The sequence below is a fragment of the Streptomyces sp. NPDC026673 genome (genome assembly GCF_040638135.1).
Taxonomy (GTDB): Bacteria; Actinomycetota; Actinomycetes; order Streptomycetales; family Streptomycetaceae; genus Actinacidiphila.
The window spans coordinates 14,820-31,813 of the sequence record NZ_JBEZXR010000035.1; the positions used below are offsets into that span (position 1 = coordinate 14,820).

At 65.8% G+C, this 16,994-nt stretch carries 18 protein-coding genes and 1 pseudogene; 11 read left to right on the forward strand and 8 right to left on the reverse strand.

From position 1 onward, the window contains the following. Positions 1-102: 102 nt before the first annotated feature. From AB0F62_RS23225 to AB0F62_RS23245, 5 genes are all read right to left on the reverse strand, one after another. Positions 103-1,302, reverse strand: a complete 1,200-nt coding sequence (locus AB0F62_RS23225) for a NaeI family type II restriction endonuclease (protein WP_361802166.1) — start codon at positions 1,300-1,302, stop codon at positions 103-105. A gap of 177 nt (positions 1,303-1,479) precedes the next feature. Then, positions 1,480-2,574, reverse strand: a complete 1,095-nt coding sequence (locus AB0F62_RS23230; protein ID WP_361802169.1) for a DNA cytosine methyltransferase — start codon at positions 2,572-2,574, stop codon at positions 1,480-1,482. Between the two features lie 137 nt (positions 2,575-2,711). Then, a complete protein-coding gene (locus tag AB0F62_RS23235; RefSeq protein ID WP_361802172.1) occupies positions 2,712-3,665 on the reverse strand; it encodes an HNH endonuclease signature motif containing protein in 954 nt (317 codons plus the stop codon). A 437-nt stretch (positions 3,666-4,102) separates the two neighbouring features. Continuing rightward, positions 4,103-4,777 (reverse strand): hypothetical protein, encoded by a 675-nt coding sequence (locus AB0F62_RS23240; RefSeq protein WP_361802175.1) that lies wholly within the window; start codon positions 4,775-4,777, stop codon positions 4,103-4,105. A gap of 96 nt (positions 4,778-4,873) precedes the next feature. After that, on the reverse strand, positions 4,874-5,677 hold the full coding sequence (locus AB0F62_RS23245; RefSeq protein WP_361802178.1) for a DUF4145 domain-containing protein: 804 nt from the start codon (positions 5,675-5,677) through the stop codon (positions 4,874-4,876). A 208-nt stretch (positions 5,678-5,885) separates the two neighbouring features. On the opposite strand from AB0F62_RS23245, the gene AB0F62_RS23250 reads away from it, so the two are divergent. The 4 genes from AB0F62_RS23250 to AB0F62_RS23265 all read left to right on the forward strand — a co-directional run bounded on the left by AB0F62_RS23250 (position 5,886) and on the right by AB0F62_RS23265 (position 8,613). Then, positions 5,886-6,116 (forward strand): hypothetical protein, encoded by a 231-nt coding sequence (locus tag AB0F62_RS23250; protein ID WP_361802181.1) that lies wholly within the window; start codon positions 5,886-5,888, stop codon positions 6,114-6,116. A 254-nt stretch (positions 6,117-6,370) separates the two neighbouring features. Further along, entirely contained in the window at positions 6,371-6,676 is a 306-nt protein-coding gene (locus AB0F62_RS23255) for a hypothetical protein (RefSeq protein ID WP_361802184.1), read from the forward strand. Further along, positions 6,648-7,832 (forward strand): XRE family transcriptional regulator, encoded by a 1,185-nt coding sequence (locus tag AB0F62_RS23260; protein ID WP_361802187.1) that lies wholly within the window; start codon positions 6,648-6,650, stop codon positions 7,830-7,832. Before AB0F62_RS23255 ends, AB0F62_RS23260 begins: the two co-directional genes overlap by 29 nt. A gap of 211 nt (positions 7,833-8,043) precedes the next feature. Then, positions 8,044-8,613, forward strand: a complete 570-nt coding sequence (locus AB0F62_RS23265) for a hypothetical protein (RefSeq protein WP_361802190.1) — start codon at positions 8,044-8,046, stop codon at positions 8,611-8,613. Between the two features lie 181 nt (positions 8,614-8,794). On the opposite strand, the gene AB0F62_RS23270 is transcribed toward AB0F62_RS23265, so the two are convergent. The 3 genes from AB0F62_RS23270 to AB0F62_RS23280 all read right to left on the reverse strand — a co-directional run bounded on the left by AB0F62_RS23270 (position 8,795) and on the right by AB0F62_RS23280 (position 11,217). Continuing rightward, entirely contained in the window at positions 8,795-9,502 is a 708-nt protein-coding gene (locus AB0F62_RS23270; protein WP_361802193.1) for a creatininase family protein, read from the reverse strand. Positions 9,503-9,521: 19 nt separating this feature from the next. After that, positions 9,522-10,706, reverse strand: coding sequence for a helix-turn-helix transcriptional regulator (locus AB0F62_RS23275; RefSeq protein WP_361802196.1), 1,185 nt, complete (start codon positions 10,704-10,706; stop codon positions 9,522-9,524). A 130-nt stretch (positions 10,707-10,836) separates the two neighbouring features. Beyond that, entirely contained in the window at positions 10,837-11,217 is a 381-nt protein-coding gene (locus AB0F62_RS23280) for a GntR family transcriptional regulator (protein ID WP_361802199.1), read from the reverse strand. A gap of 441 nt (positions 11,218-11,658) precedes the next feature. Here AB0F62_RS23280 and AB0F62_RS23285 point away from each other — a divergent pair, with 441 nt between their 5' ends. From AB0F62_RS23285 to AB0F62_RS23315, 7 genes and pseudogenes are all read left to right on the forward strand, one after another. Beyond that, positions 11,659-11,958 carry a hypothetical protein gene (locus tag AB0F62_RS23285; protein WP_361802202.1) on the forward strand — a complete coding sequence of 100 codons (300 nt, stop codon included), beginning with the start codon at positions 11,659-11,661 and terminating at the stop codon, positions 11,956-11,958. Then, complete coding sequence (locus AB0F62_RS23290) at positions 11,955-12,917, forward strand: DUF2637 domain-containing protein (protein WP_361802205.1); 963 nt, start codon at positions 11,955-11,957, stop codon at positions 12,915-12,917. The genes AB0F62_RS23285 and AB0F62_RS23290 overlap by 4 nt, the downstream gene beginning before the upstream one ends. Then, positions 12,914-13,393, forward strand: a pseudogene (locus tag AB0F62_RS23295) (GGDEF domain-containing protein); the annotation flags it as partial. The gene AB0F62_RS23290 and the pseudogene AB0F62_RS23295, both read left to right, overlap by 4 nt. 202 nt (positions 13,394-13,595) lie before the next feature. Beyond that, positions 13,596-15,845, forward strand: coding sequence for a cell division protein FtsK (locus AB0F62_RS23300; protein WP_361802208.1), 2,250 nt, complete (start codon positions 13,596-13,598; stop codon positions 15,843-15,845). Between the two features lie 141 nt (positions 15,846-15,986). Then, positions 15,987-16,238, forward strand: a complete 252-nt coding sequence (locus AB0F62_RS23305) for a hypothetical protein (RefSeq protein WP_361802211.1) — start codon at positions 15,987-15,989, stop codon at positions 16,236-16,238. 39 nt (positions 16,239-16,277) lie between these two features. Continuing rightward, positions 16,278-16,469, forward strand: coding sequence for a hypothetical protein (locus tag AB0F62_RS23310; RefSeq protein ID WP_361802214.1), 192 nt, complete (start codon positions 16,278-16,280; stop codon positions 16,467-16,469). Positions 16,470-16,481: 12 nt separating this feature from the next. Then, a complete protein-coding gene (locus tag AB0F62_RS23315) occupies positions 16,482-16,949 on the forward strand; it encodes a hypothetical protein (protein WP_361802217.1) in 468 nt (155 codons plus the stop codon). Positions 16,950-16,994: the final 45 nt, after the last annotated feature.

The window sequence follows — 16,994 nt, forward strand, 5'->3', positions numbered from 1 at the left end:
AGCGGACGGGCTGGTTTTACAGGGAGCTCCATTCAGTGCTTACAACCTGCGGTGTTCCGTGTGCCGCCCTCTGCCGGGGTCGCCTGGGGGACCAGAGCCTGGTCAAGGGGCCTGCCCATCAATCTTTCGCGTGTCAGGAAGGTCGGGCGCTGGAACGGGCTCAGGACCCAACTGCTCCTTCTCACGAGCGCGCGCCCAGAACTGGCCATCCAGTGAGAACTTCGGTCGCGCGTCGTCAGATGAGACAGGAACGAGGCGGGTGGATATCCACTCGCCCTTGGTCGGTACCGGCAATTCGAGCTTGCGGGCGACGTGTGGGTGTGATCCTTGGTGACCCAGCACGACGATGCCCTTCGGGCGCAGAGCTTTACGGGCGTCGCGGGCGCGCTTCGGCGCGTCGTCCTGCTGGCCGACGGTCAACACGGTCTGTCGGCCAATGAGCCGGTCCGGCACCTCGCGGAATAGCTGGTTCACCCGCTGCTGGCCCGACGAGGGGTAGCGCGGCAGTGATGCAGTGAGAATCCGCTCGCGTGCTTCGGGATCCAGGTGGCGCAGCAGGTTCGTCGGCAGATCCGTCTGGAGCCCACCCCAGAGCCAAAACACCTCGGATTTGGCGCCATCGGAGAGCTTGCGCTTGTTGTCTCGGTTGTATGCACGGACGCGGTCGCCGTTTGCACCCCGCTCCCTCTTCCAGCGCAGGCGCTCATCGGTAATCCGCACTATGCCCGCGGCCCACTGGCTCGTGTCGTCGTTCATCCAGGTCACGACTGCAGCATGGTCGGCACGACCACCCCGCTCGCCGTGGTCGGCGCACAGATACATCTCCATCGGGATCTCCCAGCCGCCGAGATCCTTGGAAAACTTACAGTCGATGTCAAGGCCCGCGATGGACCAGTCGAGGTCTGCGCCGTTGTCGATGGCGAACTCCTTAGTGAGGTTCACCTCGACGGCCGTGCCGAGATACGTCTTCTCGGTCTTCGTCAGGTGCTGGTACGCCCAGCGCCCCGTCCGCTGACCATCGAGCAACTCATCGAGGGAGTCACGGAGCGCCCATCGGAAACGCTCTCGCGCCTCCGGCTGGTCGTAGAACCACTCCACGAACGGGGCAAGGTCATCGGGGGCGTGCTGCGTAGGACCGGACTGGATCCGCCACTCGCGCGGCATCTTGCTCATGGCCTCGCGCGGCGGATCCCAGGTGCGGAAAGAATTGCGGCGCGAATGCTTCGCTGCCAACGCTCGCGACTCCTGCATGCCAGCCTGGGCAGCATCCTGCGGGAACGGCAGACCCTCTTGTATCGTCACGCGCTGAAGTCTGGCAGCAGGCCCTCAGTCGGGGCGGTGGGCGCTGATGGGAGCGTGACCGGATCCTTGCCGTGTCGGGCGATCAGGACGGCCCGCCGACGGGTTTGCGGGGACACCTGCGCCCTGTGACGTAGTGGACAAGGAACCGGACAACGCGCGCCGAGCGCGGAGGCAGGGCTATGCCCCCACCAGCACCTCTCCACTCGGAGTCGGAGCGGGTACGGCCAGCGTCGCCGGACGATGCCAGTGATCGAGCTTCGCCAACAGCTCATCACTCGGGCGAGACCAACCAAAGGCGGCGCTCAAGACGTGCATGGCCAACCGCGGTGGCACGGCGTTCCCGATCTGCTGCCCGATGTCACGTCCTGACCACGGATAGTTGGCAGGGAAAGTCTGAAGACGTCCAGCCTCGTAGTAGTCGAATCGCTTCAGCTCTACGTTTTCAGTGGAAACCACACGATTGCGGAAAATTTTCCCCGTAACGGTGGCCGAAGGCTGGGACGAGGACCGACGCCCGCGCAACTTCGGATCACCACCGGTGCCGTAGTTCGAGATGACTTCGAAGGCCGTCCCTCGGTCGATCACCTTGCCCATGATCTCCCAAGGCTCCAGCTTGGGATCCCCGGCATCGCGCGGCACCCCCTTGCGGTAGGTGCGATGCGTCGGGCCGGGGAGCTTCACGTCGTGCTCGCCCCTGCGCGCAATCAGAACCGCCCTCTTGCGCGTCTGGGGAACGCCGAACGCCTCCGTGTGCAGAAGGCCGTAGTCGACCGAGTACCCCTCGTTGGCCAAGGCTTGGGCGTACGCCGCCCACACGGGAAGCACCGCCGGGACCTGCTCCAAAATGATCGCTTCGTAGGGCTTCTTCACTACGTCGATGGCTTCCAAGATCCATCGAAGGGGCTCCAGCACCAGGCCAGTCCGCTCGTCGTCCAGCTTGGAGAGATCGTTGGCGATCTCGTCTGGATCGTCACGCGCGACCATCCGCTCGACGAAGCCAAGGACATCATCGAGGGCCTTCCGGCCTGCCCCACTCCCTGCGACCGTGAAGGTCTGGCAGGGCGGGCCGCCAGCGAGCACGTCTGCATCGGGGAAATCGGCAGGGCCGAACCTCCGCACGTCGCCCTGAACAGTGCCCAGGCCCGCGGCGTGGCGGGTCTCGCAGGCGTCGGCGTCCCATTCGACGCCGACCACGGGTACCCCCAGTGTCTCGGCAGCCACGTCAACGCCTCCAGGGCCGGCGAACAAGTCGACGATCTTGACTGGCTGCACGCGATCTCCAGAGCGTCAGTGGGCGGGGCCGAGCAGCTGGCACTTGGTAGTGCAGCGCATTGGGAGCGTACCTGTGACCAGTGACAGCACAGGGCTCCTCCGCTGCCTGACGCACGGAAGAGGCCCGTGACGTTCTACTAGTCCCGCAGATCGACCTGATACTCCGGATTGAGCAACTCGTCCTTCGCGCTGGTGCCCATGAGGGCATGCCGCCCCCCGTGGCACTGAATGCAGAGAGTGATCAGATTCTCATCGTCGTTCTGGCCACCCTTATGCACCGGCAGGATGTGATGAATCTGTAGTGAAACGCCTTCTTTAGGTGTCCGCCCACAGTCCTGGCAGGTGCGCTTGTCCCTGTCGAGAATCTTGTAGCGAAGCTTGATCGCTTCCCGCACCCGCGGCGGCCGCATCTCCAGCGTCGGGAGTCTGTACGACCCTGGGGGAAGGGTGGGATCGTCGATGTTGGAGACGATTTGCCAGCCCTGCTCTTCCAGCTCACGCAGACGACGCGGCCACTCGTGGATCTTGGCAACGTAAGCGAGCTGCTCCTTGTCAGCGGGACGAGGGGAGATCGCCTGGAGGTAGTGGAGAAGCCGTGCGCGACCGGCCGCGTCCTTGCCTCCCGGCTTCTTGAGGTTCCGCGCCTCCTTGGCCACCCGCCAGCGATCTGCCAAGTCCTCATCCGGCTCGTCCGCCATCAGCCGGTAGTGGTCATAGTCGAGGTCGTCGCGATTGGCGCCGGACTCGATCGGCCAGCCAGACTCCACCCGGAGTTCCCGGACCCTTCTTGCCCACTCGTAGATGCCCGAGACGCCAGCGAGAGCGTCCCCTGGCACGGGTTCGCCGACCCGGCTAAGCAAGTAGAGGAGTATGGCTTTCTGTCCCGACGTGACGCCGAGACTCTTGTTCACCTCCCCCAGCCCGTCGCGCAAATTGGCGGACCAAGTACCCAGCTCCGCAGCAAACTCCAGCCAAGCATCCCGATCGACGGAGGCATCCTCCGCTCGCTCCAACACCTTCAGGTACTCCGCTGCAGCGCTTCGCATCCTTGAAACCGCCTGTGCAGCGCGTGCCTCGTCACTTGATGGCATGTGGTTTCCCCCCTCGCCTGTTGATCGCTGGCGCAGCGTAGGGTAACGGCCCGCCAGACGTGAAGTGATCGAAGGTCACCACGCAGGGTAAGGTCCGTCGTCGGGGTGTCGATGGTCCTCCGCCCAGAGCCCCGGGGTCACCCCCGTCCGCAGGCTCGGGAAAGCCGCACGCGAACGGGGAAGTGCCCCCGCCGCAATCGGTTGTGGCCCCCGTGCCGCCGAGGCCGTCGCCCCTTGCGTGCGAGCGACACCATGGCCGCTGCCACCTCGGCTCCGGCAGCCGTGCGCGGCGGCCTCACGACAGCCGACAGGGGGTCACCCTGACGGCTCCTCGCGTGGTGTCCTGGCCTCCCGCCGCGTAAGTTGACCAGCGACGACCGTCGATTGCTCCGTCTGGTTGCACTGACACCGGCCCTCGCCGCTTAAGGCGCCACCTGCTAGCACAGCGTGCCGGGGGCATGCCGGACCACAGTCTGGCTTGCCTTGTCCCACACCCAGATCTCCGATCGCTGCCACAGCTCCGGAAGATCCTCGACCTCCTCACAGTACGGGTCCGCATCTGGCCCGAAGCACCGCTCGCCAGTCGATCGGTTAACCCAGTTGCCCGTACCGACCAACGAAGGCCGCCACGCGGCATCTCCAATCAGAATGGCTGCGAGGCCGCCTAGCTTCGCCCCCTCACCACCCGGCCGCAGGGGCAAGCGCCATTCGCGCTCATGCATCCACATCGAGTCTGTGTCTGTACGCACTGCCCAGTGCCCCAACCCGGCCTGCGCGAAGTCCTGGCGCACCTGTGTGGGCACGTAGGCAACAGCACCACCGCCCGCCCCGAGCATCTGCCCGCGAGTAATGACGACGCCCCAAGGAGCGAACCCGCAGACGGTGATCAGATACGCGAGATGCTCAGGGGGGCTCTCGGAGAAACAGACGCATGCCCGGGTAGCACCAAAGGGAGGAAATCCCTTCAGGACGGCGCTCGCGAGGATCGCGTCTAGCCGTTCCTGCGGTTGCAATCGCCGGATCTCTTCAGGCACCGACGCCGGAAATGCTCCGCCCTTGCCCGTGAAGTGAATCAGTTCGTCACTCTGTGCCGGCCCTATCGGACCCAGCACCGGTATATTCCCCAAGGTCCCCACCTGCTGTAAACACTGTTCGCCACGACAGGATACCGCCAGATCTGACCAAGGCGCCCACCCTCACCCTCGACGCTAAAAGGGCGGCATGGGGAGGCTGGTGAACTGACTCGCAGGCATACCCTTGCGAGCGGTAATATCCGCGGCCTTCTTCTTTATCTCATCCCCCGACGTGTCATAAATGTGATGGAGGGTCCGATCAAGGATCTCGACAGCATCCAAAACATCAGACACTTGGACAGCACTCCCATGACTACCGGCATTACCCGTCCACTTGACCGCCAACATAAGATCCGCAGCCTCTGCGAACTCCGACTTCGCCAGCTTGAACCTTTCAATCCTTCCATGCAGGGAAATGTCATAGACCTTTCCGTTGCCACTAGCCCACTTCCTGGGAATGCCATGATGATCCATAAGTGCTTCGATTGCAGAACGAAGTCGATTCGCAGCAGAGCTGGGATCCGCCCAGAGAACTGTCGCCGCAGCCTCGATACGCTCGCGCACCAGCACCGGACAGGAGCCGAAGCTCTCAACTAGAGGAAGTTCGGGCATGAAAAATAGCGGCGAGAGGACGGTCCGATATCCACGCTCGTGCTCTTCGAGATAAACGTTCGTCGTACCGACGATGCGCACCACATCGCACGACTTCTTGTAGCACTGCAGAACGCAGTGGAAGCGCCCGAAGGTCCAGTCAGGCTCCCAATCGTCATGCGAATGCCAGGATTTACTCGTGGCAGCCTCTTCTACAACTAGCGAGCCGGGGATCAGAGATAGCCCGGACCGCTTACACGTGGGACAGGGGATGTGCGGCCATTCGGAAGGATCTTCAGAGAGGCCGTATGCAATTTCCCGGAGATCCCGGACGAAGAGGTTTGCCATGACGCACAGCTTGTCAGTTCCCAGTGGCGTCGCACACAGGTTTCAGTGATCACTTTTCCATACAAAAGTCATCAAATATGCATAACATGCATACCTCCACAAAAGCCATGAACGCGACAGTGAACCACTGCTGCAAGTTTCTTGAGAAAAACTGAAGCGACACGTGTATGGTTGACGCCGAGACGCAAGCATCGGATGGGAGTGATTCATGGACGAAGCAACCCCGGGGTGGGTCCGCGCGCGGTTCGGCGACGACGCCGAGTCGATTCAGGCAGCGGTGTGGAACGCCCTCGCAGACACAGAGGAAGCGGTTCTCGATGTGCACGGAGTCGCACGCTCCAAGAAACGGTTCGCAGCCGGCAGCGCACGCATGACAAACCAGTTGAACGACTGGTCGAGCACATCCTGGCACTGGGCATCGAGGGCACCGAGGTGGTGAAGACTGGATCTTGGTACGAGTTGCCACTGGTCCATGACACTTTGCTGCTGCCGGTCTGCGCGGACGTGGAGGGCGATGAGCCCAGCGACCGATGGCCACTGCGCAACTTGTCCGGGTTGGTACGTGAATTGTTCGCCGCTACGGACTCAACTTCTGCCAGGTGGGTGGCGGACCCCTTTGAGGGGACAGAGCTTCCAGAGCTACAGCTCCGTCGGTCGCTCGCAGACTTGGCATCACGCGACCCTCGCCCCCGCATGGTGCTCATTCTGTTTGAAATGGACCTTTCTGGACTAAAACGTGTGTGGTGGGGTCAAACCGACCTCGTCGATGATGTGGGCACGTTGCGTTGGCTCACTGAACGTTCCCTGCTGACCGCACCACTGGTCACCCCCCTCGTAGGGTTGAACCCTGAGGCGGAGGATGATCGCTTTGACTCTGGCGACCTGCCAGACGTGCCGATGACTGGCCGTAGCGACGCGGAACGCAAACTGGACGTACCGCCGAAGACTGAGAAGGCCGACGAGACAGAGGATGACGCTGCTGAGAGTGATGGGGACTGATCATCCAACGCTTCCCGGGCTCGGGCTAGGCGAGGCTTCACCAAAGGCGATCTGGGAGGGCTTTCACGCCCCCAGGCTTACCCAGGCACGCCATCTTGCAGGACTGACCAAGAAGGAAGTGGCAGAGAGGATTGGTGTCTCCGCTGCTGCAGTAGGTCAATACGAGACGGGGAGCAGTAGACCCCGGCCTGAACTGATCCCCCGCTTGGCTGAGGTGCTAGATGTGCCTCCGCAGTTCTTCCTGGCAGGCCGGCCAATGGGCAAGCTTGACACGTCCATGGCTCACTTCCGTGCCCTACGCTCAACGAGCGGAGCCCAGCGCAACAAGGCGTTGGGCTTCACTGGGCAGGTGTGGGAGTTGACCTATGCACTCGAAAAGCGGGTGCAACTGCCCTTGGTTGATCTGCCTGGGTTCGCCGGCGGGGAGGTTCATCCTGGGGTGGAACTTCCCTCGGAACCCGCTGCCGCCGCACGGGAACTGCGGGGGCGCTGGGGCCTTGGCAGGGGCCCCGCCCGACACCTTGTGCGCCAGATGGAAGCGCATGGCGTCGTAGTCGTCACTCCCCCAGAAGCAGACCAAGGAACGGTTCGGATCGACGCTTTTGCTGCTTCGGGACTGCCAAGGCCCCTGGTAGTGCTGACCCCGAACAGGGCGGATGATGTATATCGTCACCGTTTTAGTGCCGCCCACGAGCTCGGGCACCTGGTGCTGCACTCAGCTTCAACTGGCGACAGTCAGCAAGAGCGAGAAGCCGATGCCTTTGCCGCAGAACTACTCACTCCACGCGCCAGCATTTTGCCACTCCTACCCAAGCGCATGGATATGGCGCGGCTTGCCGATATTTCGCGAACTTGGGGGGTTTCTGTCAAGTCTCTCATTTACCGGTGCCGCGAGGTTGGAATGATCTCCGACGCTACAGCCAGTCGCGCCTATCAGAGATTGAACACTCTTGTGGGGCAGCCGGGATACACCGCAGAGCCGATCAGCGGCTTCCCTGGCGAACAGCCCGTGATGTTGCGCAAGGCATTCGAATTGGCCGAACGCGACCAAGGTTTGAGAATTGTCGATTTGGCGCGCGAGTTGGCCTGGAAGCCAGCGCGAGTCCGAGAGTTGCTGGGGATGCCGGACGCTCGCCCGGTCCTGCGGCTGATCTGATCGGCTGCCGAGCCGACGGAGGGGCCGGGCTTCGGGCAGGCCCCTCCGCCCGGTTCATGTTCGCGTACGAGTCGGTCGCGTCCCTTCAGTCGTTTCTCATGCCGTGGCGCCTGGTGCGGGCTTGGCGGGCCTTCAGACGGACCGGCATGTGCAGCAAGGAAACTTGCCACTCCCCCACCAATGTCTCACTCCGTCCCTACACTCAGGGGCTGTGACCAACGCGCCTCTGCCATCGCTGCCCGCTCTGGAAGTGCTGCTGGAGGTCGCCACGCGTGAGCGCGAAGAGCAGCGCGCACACTTCGATTCGCTGGACACGAAAGCAGGAATCATCCTTGCCTTCGATGGCGTTTTGATTCCGCTGACCTTCAATTTGAACCTCGCATCCCGTATCGGGACGGTGGCGGCAAGTCTAATCAGCGCGTCCTACGCCCTGGCAGCTTACTGGCCGCGCAAATTCCCAGTACTCGAGGTAGATCAGTTACGCAGATATCTCACTTACGATGAGACGACGGCTCGCCTCGTCCTGCACGACACCACCCTTATGATGGTCAAGGAAGCCAGAACGCTCCTGGCTGCGAAAGGTCGAAACCTCAAACGGTCACTAGCCGCCCTGTTCGTAGCAGCATTGATGCTAGGTATTGGTGCGATTCTCACACCGAGTTCTGGAGGAAAGAGTGACGAACCAAAGCCAAAACCCCCAGGCGAATCAGCCTCCCCCGCCTCTGGCAACCCCGGCACCCACGACTCCGCCCCCACCCCCACCTTCTCACGCCGACCCTAACTTGATTGCATACATTGAGAAGAACGACAATAGGCCACTGGAAACGGCGGTCATTGAACCGGCCAGTATCGAAAAGAGGGATTGACTCCTCAGAGTAGTCAACAGTACGGCCAAGGCGGCGCAGTTGGGCAACCTTGGCCGTACTCCGAATTCCAATCACAGAGGCATTGATCCACTCTCGTCAATCGCCCAGGACCCTCATGTGTGCTGCGAAGTCCTCCACCAGACTCGCCAAGACAGCCTTACCCTTCTCGGCTGTGGCCTGGGACGGGAAGCCGATGACGCCTGTCTCGGTGTATGCCCTCATACCCTCGGTGAGGAGGAAGCGGCGTTCCCCTCCGTCGTGGTCGGAGGTCTCGTAGCCGGGGCGGACTAGGGACGGTTCCGCGTGGAGGAGGATGGAGGTTTCGATCTCTCCCGCGTGCATGTCTTCATGCGCGTTTGTGGCGAGGCTGGCGCTCTCGCGGGCACGGTTCCATTCGCCGCTTTGCGGGAAGAGGCTCATGCGCGGCTCGGTGAGGTTGGCTTCCTGGACGATGTTCGACAGAACGTAGTTCCCGCCGTGGGCGTTCACCAGGACGAGCTTGCGGATGCCGGATGCTTCGAGGGACTGAGCGATGTCCGTCACGAGCGCGTGCAGCGTCCGAGCGCTGATGCTGACCGTTCCAGCCCACGTGCCGTGTTCGTGGCTGCACGCGATGGTGATCGGCGGGAGGTGCAGCACGGGGTAAGCCGCGGCAACCTCCCGGGCAATGACGCTGGCGATGGCTGCATCTGTGATGAGCGGCAGGTACGCGCCGTGCTGCTCGAATGACCCGATGGGGAGGACGGCGACTCGCGGGGCCTGGTTCTGGACATCTACGGTGGTGATGGTGGGCAGCAGGTTCACGGCTATCCTCCGGTTCGGCTCAGCTCCCCTTCATAGTGCCCAACGTACGGTTGAGTTCGGCAATCTCCACCAGCTTGCTCCACGGCGCGAGGTAGCCCTGCAACCGCCCGAGTTCGGCCAGGATGCGCGCGGATCCCGTCGTCTGCGCAATGGACACCGCCTGCGAGGCCGCGTTGTATGCCCCCTCCACGTCCTCCATCTGCGCGTAAGCCGTAGCGAGACGGGCGAGGCAGAGCCCGCGGTCACGCTGCTGCTCGGCCGGCCAGCGAGTCAAGCTCTGTTCCAGCGTCTGAACCGCGTCCTCGGGGCGTCCGAGTTGCAGGGCACAGTTCGCTGCCTCCATGTCGATGTACGAGACGGAACAGTACGGCGCGAGGTCGGATCCTTCGCCGGCTGCAGCGTCAGCCAGTGTCCGGGCGTCGTCCAGCGCACGAGCGGATTCGTCAGCGTGCCCAAGCTGCGCATGGGCATATGCACTCGCGCGCAGCGCAACGGCGCGGACCTTCCGCGGGAGCCTTCGGCCCTCTCGTAAGGCTCCGTTGGCCAGCCCCATGGCGTAGCCCGCTTGGCCTGCCTCGCCTGCGATGTTGCTACGCCGCTGGAACACGTACGAACTGAGTGCCGGGTCGTCCAGTTCCGCCGCGTAGTCGAGCGCGCGATTCGTCCAGAGCATCGCAGACCGAGAGTCTCCGGAGTCCTGGTGCAGCCACCCAAGGAACTCGGCGTACCGGGAACCGAGGCGGACGACTTCTTCGCGGCGTGGGCCGGACGCTTCCTTGCAGAGTTCTTCGATCAGCGGGACCTGACTCTGTACAGCGGGGACGAGGAACCGTGGCCCTACAAGGGGTTCAGCCTGCGCATGCTGAACGAACACGGACTTGAGGTAGTCCAGCACTGCCGGGCTCGCTTCGGGCGCCGGTCCCTGCGGGCTTGGCAGCGTCGGCAGAGTCTCAAGCTGGGAAGGGGCTGACTCAAGGGCCATACCCAGGTCTCTGCGGCTGGCTTGGTACACCTCGCAGAACAGCGTCTGGTAGTCGTTCCCGGGCGCCCTTCGGCCGTTCTCGAACATCGAGATCTGAGCTTTCAAGCTGGAGAGAGACGGCAGCGTGATCCCGAGCCGCGCAGCTGCGTCCTCCACAGCCTGTATGAGCTGAGACTGAGTCCAGCCCTGTTGCACACGTGCCTCTTGCAGCTTCGTCTTCATCGCGTTCCCCAGCCGTCAGACGATGCGGGCAGATCCTCATCATGCCAACACACCGTCTGACGTGAGGGGTTAACAGCTAACGGGTCCGGGCTGTTAACCCTGTTCGCTGCGTATCTCGTAGTGGTGCGGCTTACTGGTTCTCGTCAGCGCCGCCGGAGCGGACATCCTCCAGATGTTCGACCCGGCGCCGAAGTTCGGAGAGCTGGGAGGTGACATGAGTCAGCTGGTCTTGCAGTTCGCGGAGTCCCGCAGCCGTTTTGGCGGCTGTGGGCTCACCCTCGCGCGGGTCGATGACGTACGTGCCGCTTCCCGGCCGACCCTCTACCAGGCCGTCGTCCGCAAGCTGCTTGTACGCGCTCTGCACCGTCATGAGCGAGACGTTCAACTCCTTGGCCAGACCCTTGGCCCCGGGGAGGCGGCTCCCCGGCGAGTACAGGCCGTCCGCGAGGTTGTCGCGGAACCGGGCAGCGATCTCCTTGGCGGTCGGGGGTCTCTCCGGCTTCCAGTCCATGCCTAGAGCTTATCCAACCTAGGTAGTTGACCCTTGGTGTGTTGGTGGGGTTGACCCAAGCAAGCTACCTAGGTAGCTTCAATCTCGGGGAAGTTACCTAGGTAGCTTTCACTGTGCCGGTGGGCCCCATGTGTCCACGCACGGGAGCCCTCACGGGGGGTTACCGCACCTACCGGAAGCAACCGTTCCTTGAAAACTGAATGGGGATCATGCCGCTTCTCCTCGGCCAAGTAGGCGGCTACGTGGGCTAACGCCCGCGTGAGGTGTAGCGCAACCAACCTTTCCGCGGCTCCGCTGCTGCGGCCGGTTGCCTCCGCTGTTCGTCTCGTACGAGCAGCGTTGAGGGGAGCCGGAGGAAGTACTTCCGCTCTACGGCGCACGGCCCCGGGGTGCGACCCGGGGCCGTGCTGTGGGCCGTTCCTGGTGAAGGGAGCACGACCCGTGAAAAGTATCGTTGCTGGTCATGTGGCTGTCACTGCCACGGAGTTTGTGGAACTCGCGCTCGGTACCCCGGTGGATTTGTGGCTGGGGGTTGAGGGCGAGAGCGAGATGGAGCGGGCGGCGCGTTTGGCGGCGGCTCGGGACATCCTCGCGGACGACCCGACGCTGCCGGACCGGCTGAGCCAGGTCGCGGCAGATGCGGTCGAGGCGTACGCGCCCGAGCTGCTCGCCGCGGCGGCGTCCCTGCCGCGGGCGACCCCGCGCCGCCGGCCGCGCCGAAACGGGGCGGTGGCGGCATGAGCACCCCGCAGACGGAGCGGCCCGCACTGCCCCCGCTGTCCGGTCCGGAGCGGCTGTTAGTCGCGATGGCGGGGCTGCTGGGCGTGGGGGTCGGCGGTGTGGGGCTGGCGATGTCGTTCGACACCGTGTCCGCGGCTGGAGCCCGGTGGGGCTTCGCCACGCCGGAGATGCTGCCGCTGGCCATCGACCTGGCGATTCCAGTGTTCACCGTGGTCAATCTGCTGCTGACCCGGCTGGACATCGCGCTGAGCTGGGTGCGGTTCGTGCCGTGGGCGCTGACCCTGGTCACCTGCTGGCTCAACATCGCGGCCGGTCATTCGGTGTCGGCGAAGATCGCGCACGGCACGATGCCGCTGCTGTGGGTGGTGCTGTCCGAGGTCGTCGCGCACGTCTACGCGGCGCGGATCGGCGCCGTGACCGGCAGGCGGATGGAGAAGATCCGCCGGTCCCGGTGGCTGCTCGCCCCGGTGAGCACGTTCGTGCTGTGGCGGCGGATGACGCTGTGGGAGATCACCTCATACGGCGATGCCCTGGCCCGGGAGCGGGAGCGGCAGTTGGCCCGCGCGGATCTGCGGGAGCGGCACGGCCGCCGGTGGAGGTCCAAGACGGATCGGCGTACGCGGGTGCTGCTCAGGCTCGGTGAGACGGCTCCGGCCGACACCGACCCGGCCCCCATCCCCGCTGCCGCGGCTGCTGAGCCGGTGGCCGCAAAGTCCGGGCCGAAGCCCGCGCCGCGCAAGCGCCCGGGGAAGCCGGCGTCCAAGCCAGCCCGCCGGAGCGTCGATGACGTGCTGAGCGAGGCCCGCAAGGTGACGGCCGGTTGGCCGGTAGAGCACCTGACGGCCGACCGCATCCGGCAGGCCGTCCAGTGCGGCGCCGCCCACGCCCGTACGGCCCGCGAGGCCCTGCGCGCCGAACGCGAGGGCGGCACGGGTGAGCCGGAGGCGGTGGCCGCATGAGTGCCCTGATTGCCGCCGTGGTGGCCGGTGGTCCGCTGGTGGCCGGGTGGTCGGTGCACCTGTGGTGGCTGCGGCGCAGGCTGGAGTCGGCCCGCCGTGACCCCCTGACCGGCCTGTGGACCCGCGAGGGCTTCGCCCGCCGCACCGCAGTTCTGCTGCGCGACCCGCGGGCGGTGGTGGTCCTCGCCGACGTTGATCACTTCAAGCACGTCAACGACACCCACGGGCACGCCGCCGGGGATGCGCTGCTGCGGGCGACCGCCAGCCGACTCGCCCACTACACCGGACCCACGGGAGTGGCGGGCAGACTCGGGGGCGATGAGTTCGCCGCGGTGGTGATCGACCGGCACGGCATGACAGACGACATGCTCGCCGTGCTCGGATCGGTCCTCGCCCGCCCGGCCGATGGCCTTGACCCGGCGGTACACACCACGGTCTCGCTCGGCTGGGCGAGGGTCGCGGACTTCCCCGGCGATGGCCGCCCGCCGTACCTGCCCGCAGTGCCGCACCGACGCGGGATACGTCATCCCCGGCTCACTCGGCACGTGCGTGCCGTGTGCCTACCCCGAGGAACAGCGCGCCGCCTGAAGGGGCGGAAAGCTCCCGCGGGTCCGACCGCTCAACCTCTCACAGCGTCGGCCGGACCCGCTTCCCCTGCCATTTCTGGAAGGAACCTCAGTGAAGCACGAGGACGAGAACGACTTCTTCAAGCGGCTGGAAGCCGACCTGTCGTCCGACTTCGGCGGTGAGGTGGTGGACCTGGACAAGGCCCGCGCCGCCCGCGAGTCGGCCGTCCCCCGACCCGACTCCCACACCGACGCGTCGGCCGACGCGATGGCCGACCCCCGGGCGTTCGAGTCGGATAACGGGTCGGGGGACGGATCGGATGACGCCGGGCCGACTCCGGTGGACGCTCCGGGGCCCACGGGTCCGGGGCTGATGGACCGGGTCCGGGGGCAGCGTCGGGCGGTCCTGCCGGCGTGGGTGACCTCGCGGCCGGAGTTCGTGAACGCGGCCGGGTGGCTGGCCGGATACGCCGGGCACAGTGCGGCGTTCCACGCGGTGCGCCTGCCCTGGTACGCGGCAGTGCTGACCGCCCGCGCCCCGGTGGGGTTCGCCAAGTTCGTCGGCGCCTCCCTGCGCTGGGTCTCCGACGCGGAAGGCGATCCGCTGCGGCGGGCCGCGGCCCGCCGTGAGGACGCCGGGGAGTACCTGAATCTGTCCCGGCAGCGGGACCGGCGGGTGAAGCTGCGCGGCATCCTGTTCACCCTCGCCGCGATCGTCGGCCCGATCCTGGCGCTCGCGCTGTGGGTACTGGCCCCGACCTGGATCCTCGCCGTGGCCGTCGCAGCACTCGTGACGGTGTTCGGGTTCGCCGGAGCGCCGGCCGACAAGCCCGTCGTCTCCCGCGCCGTGGTCGCCACCGAGGTGGAACGCCTCACCTCCACCGTCGTGGAACGCGCCCTCGGGGCACTCGGGATCGCCGAGGTGAACAAGGCACTCGGCAAGGGCGGCGAGGGCATCCGCTTCCCCGCCCCGATCACCCGGGACGGCCCCGGCTGGCGCGCCGACGTCGACCTGCCCTACGGCGTGACGGTGACCGACATCCTCGACCGCCGGGACCGGCTCGCCTCCGGCCTGCGCCGCCCGCTCGGATGCGTATGGCCCGAGCCCGTCGCCGACGAGCACGCCGGCCGCATGATGCTGTGGGTCGGCGACAAGGCCCTCAACAAGCTACCCCCGGTAGCCGGACCACTGGCCAAGGCCGGCGCAGTGTCGCTGTTCAAGCCGGTCCCGTTCGGCCTTGACCAGCGCGGCCGACCCATCGACATGACGCTGATGTACGACAACATCCTCATCGGCGCCATGCCCGGCATGGGCAAGACGTTCTCCCTGCGCCTGCCGCTGCTCGCCGCCGCGCTGGACCCGCTCGCGGAACTGCTGGTGTGGGAGTTGAAGGGCACCGGCGACCTGGAGCCCCTGGCCAAGGTTGCGGCCGACTACGGCTCCGGGCCGGACGACGCCACCGCCGCGGCGGCGCTGGACTCCATCCGCTACGTCTACGGCGACCTGGAACGCCGCGCCAAGGTGATCAGTTCGCTGCCGAAGGACAAGTGCCCGGAGAACAAGGTCACCCCCGACCTCGCCGCGGTGCGCTCGCTGGGCTTGCATCCGCTGGTCCTGGCGATAGATGAGTGCCAGGAACTGTTCTCCCACCCCGAGTACGGCAAGGAAGCCGGCGCCCTGTGCACCGGCATCATCAAGCGCGGCCGGGCCCTCGGAGTGATCCTGCTGCTGGCCACACAGCGCCCCGACAAGGACAGCCTGCCCACCTCCATCAGCGCGAACGTCGGTACGCGGTTCTGCCTGCGGGTCATGGGCCAGATCGAGAACGACATGATCCTGGGCACCTCCGCCTACAAGAACGGCATCCGGGCGACCACGTTCACCAAGTCCGACAAGGGCATCGGCTACCTCGCCGGAGCCACCGACGACCCGCAGATCGTCCGCACCTACTACCTCGACAACCCCGCCGCCGACCGGATCTGCGACCGGGCCCGCACCGCCCGCAAGAACGCTGGCACCCTCACCGGCCTCGCCGCTGGCCAGGCGCCGGAGCGGCGTGAAGCGGCGGACACCTTGCTGGACGACGTCCTCGCCGTCGTCCCCTCCGGCGAGGCCAAGGTGTGGAACGACGTAGCCGTGGACCGGCTCGCCGAACTGCGACCCGAGCTGTACGGGCCGTGGGGCGAGATGGAGCCGGCCGACAAGGCGAGGCAGCTCACCACTGCGCTCAAGCCCCACGGCGTGTCCACGGGGCAGGTCGCCCGCCGGATCAACGGCAAGACCGTCAATCGGACCGGCTTCGAGCGCGCCCACATCACCGCGGCGATTGCGGAGCGTGACCGGAAGCGGTCCGCGGGCTGAGCGACCGGGACCTCTAGCGCTAGAGCCTCAACCCTCTAGCGCTAGAGGTCCCGCTAGCACCCGGCGCCCTATCTGATCAGGATGCTAGCCGTTAGCGGACCTGCCTGCGAAAACCCCGAAAACCTGCCCTGGAGGCGCCCCGTGACCCTCCCCTTGCTCGCTATCACACTCCTACTGGTCGTCACGCTCGGTTACGCCGGTGTGTGTGCTGCTCAGCCGTTCGCGCGCTGCCGGCACTGCAACGGCTTCGGCTTCGCGACCACCACCGACCGCAAGGGACGGCCCAAGCGCGGCAAGACCTGCCGCCCCTGCAAAGGCCACGGCATCCGCATACGCACCGGACGCCACCTGTACAACCTCGCCCGCTCCATCCACCGCGACGGCACTCGCTGACACCGCCCGCGCACCGCCGATCGATTGGAGACCAGCCCCGTGGTTCTGTCCATATCCGCCGTGCTCCTCTTCGGCCTCGCCGCGTACCTCGCCGTCCGCAGCAAGGCCGCCAACGGCGCCGCCGCCGTCGTGCTGTTCCTGTTCGGGTTCTTCACCGCCGGAACCGGCGCCTACGGCCCCATCCGCAACCTGTGCGCCGCGCTCGCGGCCAGCCTCGCCGACCTTCGCTGAGGAGATTCCGCCATGACGCACCACCGCACACACCCGGCCACGGCGGACGCGGCCGTGGAAGTCCACCAGCCCATACCGCTCACGCCCATGCAGCCCTACGCAGCCCCACTTGTGCCCACCGCATCGGGCGCCGTCCCGGCGGTGCAGAGCGTGCAGCTCCCGGACGGGCGGATCGTCACCGGCTACACCCTCACTCCGCACAGTCCGGCCCCCGAGCCGGAGCGGCGGGCGGGCGCATCGCCGCTCGCGGTGAACGTGGCCCTGACCGGTGTCGGGTTCGCAGCCGTGTGCGGGGGACTGTTCCTGCTGACCTCGTTCATCGCCGCACTCGCGGCCCTGGTCCAGCAGCTCATCATCCTCGCGGCCGTCATCTTCGGTGGCGCCATCGCCGCCCAGGTACTCCGCTCCGGCAAGACCGAGAGCGGGACGACGGTCAACATTCGCAAGGCCGTCTTCAAACGCAACCACTTCCACGGCTGACTACGCCGGAGCGGGCCGCCCCATCTGGCCAAAGACACGCGGCCC

Excerpts from the sequence above, each read along its gene's own strand:
- AB0F62_RS23235 (WP_361802172.1), bottom strand. The coding sequence starts at position 3,665 with ATGCCATCAAGTGACGAGGCACGCGCTGCACAGGCGGTTTCAAGGATG.
- AB0F62_RS23245 (WP_361802178.1), bottom strand. The coding sequence starts at position 5,677 with ATGGCAAACCTCTTCGTCCGGGATCTCCGGGAAATTGCATACGGCCTC.
- AB0F62_RS23250 (WP_361802181.1), top strand. The coding sequence starts at position 5,886 with ATGGACGAAGCAACCCCGGGGTGGGTCCGCGCGCGGTTCGGCGACGAC.
- AB0F62_RS23255 (WP_361802184.1), top strand. The coding sequence starts at position 6,371 with ATGGTGCTCATTCTGTTTGAAATGGACCTTTCTGGACTAAAACGTGTG.
- AB0F62_RS23260 (WP_361802187.1), top strand. The coding sequence starts at position 6,648 with ATGACGCTGCTGAGAGTGATGGGGACTGATCATCCAACGCTTCCCGGG.
- AB0F62_RS23275 (WP_361802196.1), bottom strand. The coding sequence starts at position 10,706 with ATGAAGACGAAGCTGCAAGAGGCACGTGTGCAACAGGGCTGGACTCAG.
- AB0F62_RS23280 (WP_361802199.1), bottom strand. The coding sequence starts at position 11,217 with ATGGACTGGAAGCCGGAGAGACCCCCGACCGCCAAGGAGATCGCTGCC.
- AB0F62_RS23290 (WP_361802205.1), top strand. The coding sequence starts at position 11,955 with ATGAGCACCCCGCAGACGGAGCGGCCCGCACTGCCCCCGCTGTCCGGT.
- AB0F62_RS23315 (WP_361802217.1), top strand. The coding sequence starts at position 16,482 with ATGACGCACCACCGCACACACCCGGCCACGGCGGACGCGGCCGTGGAA.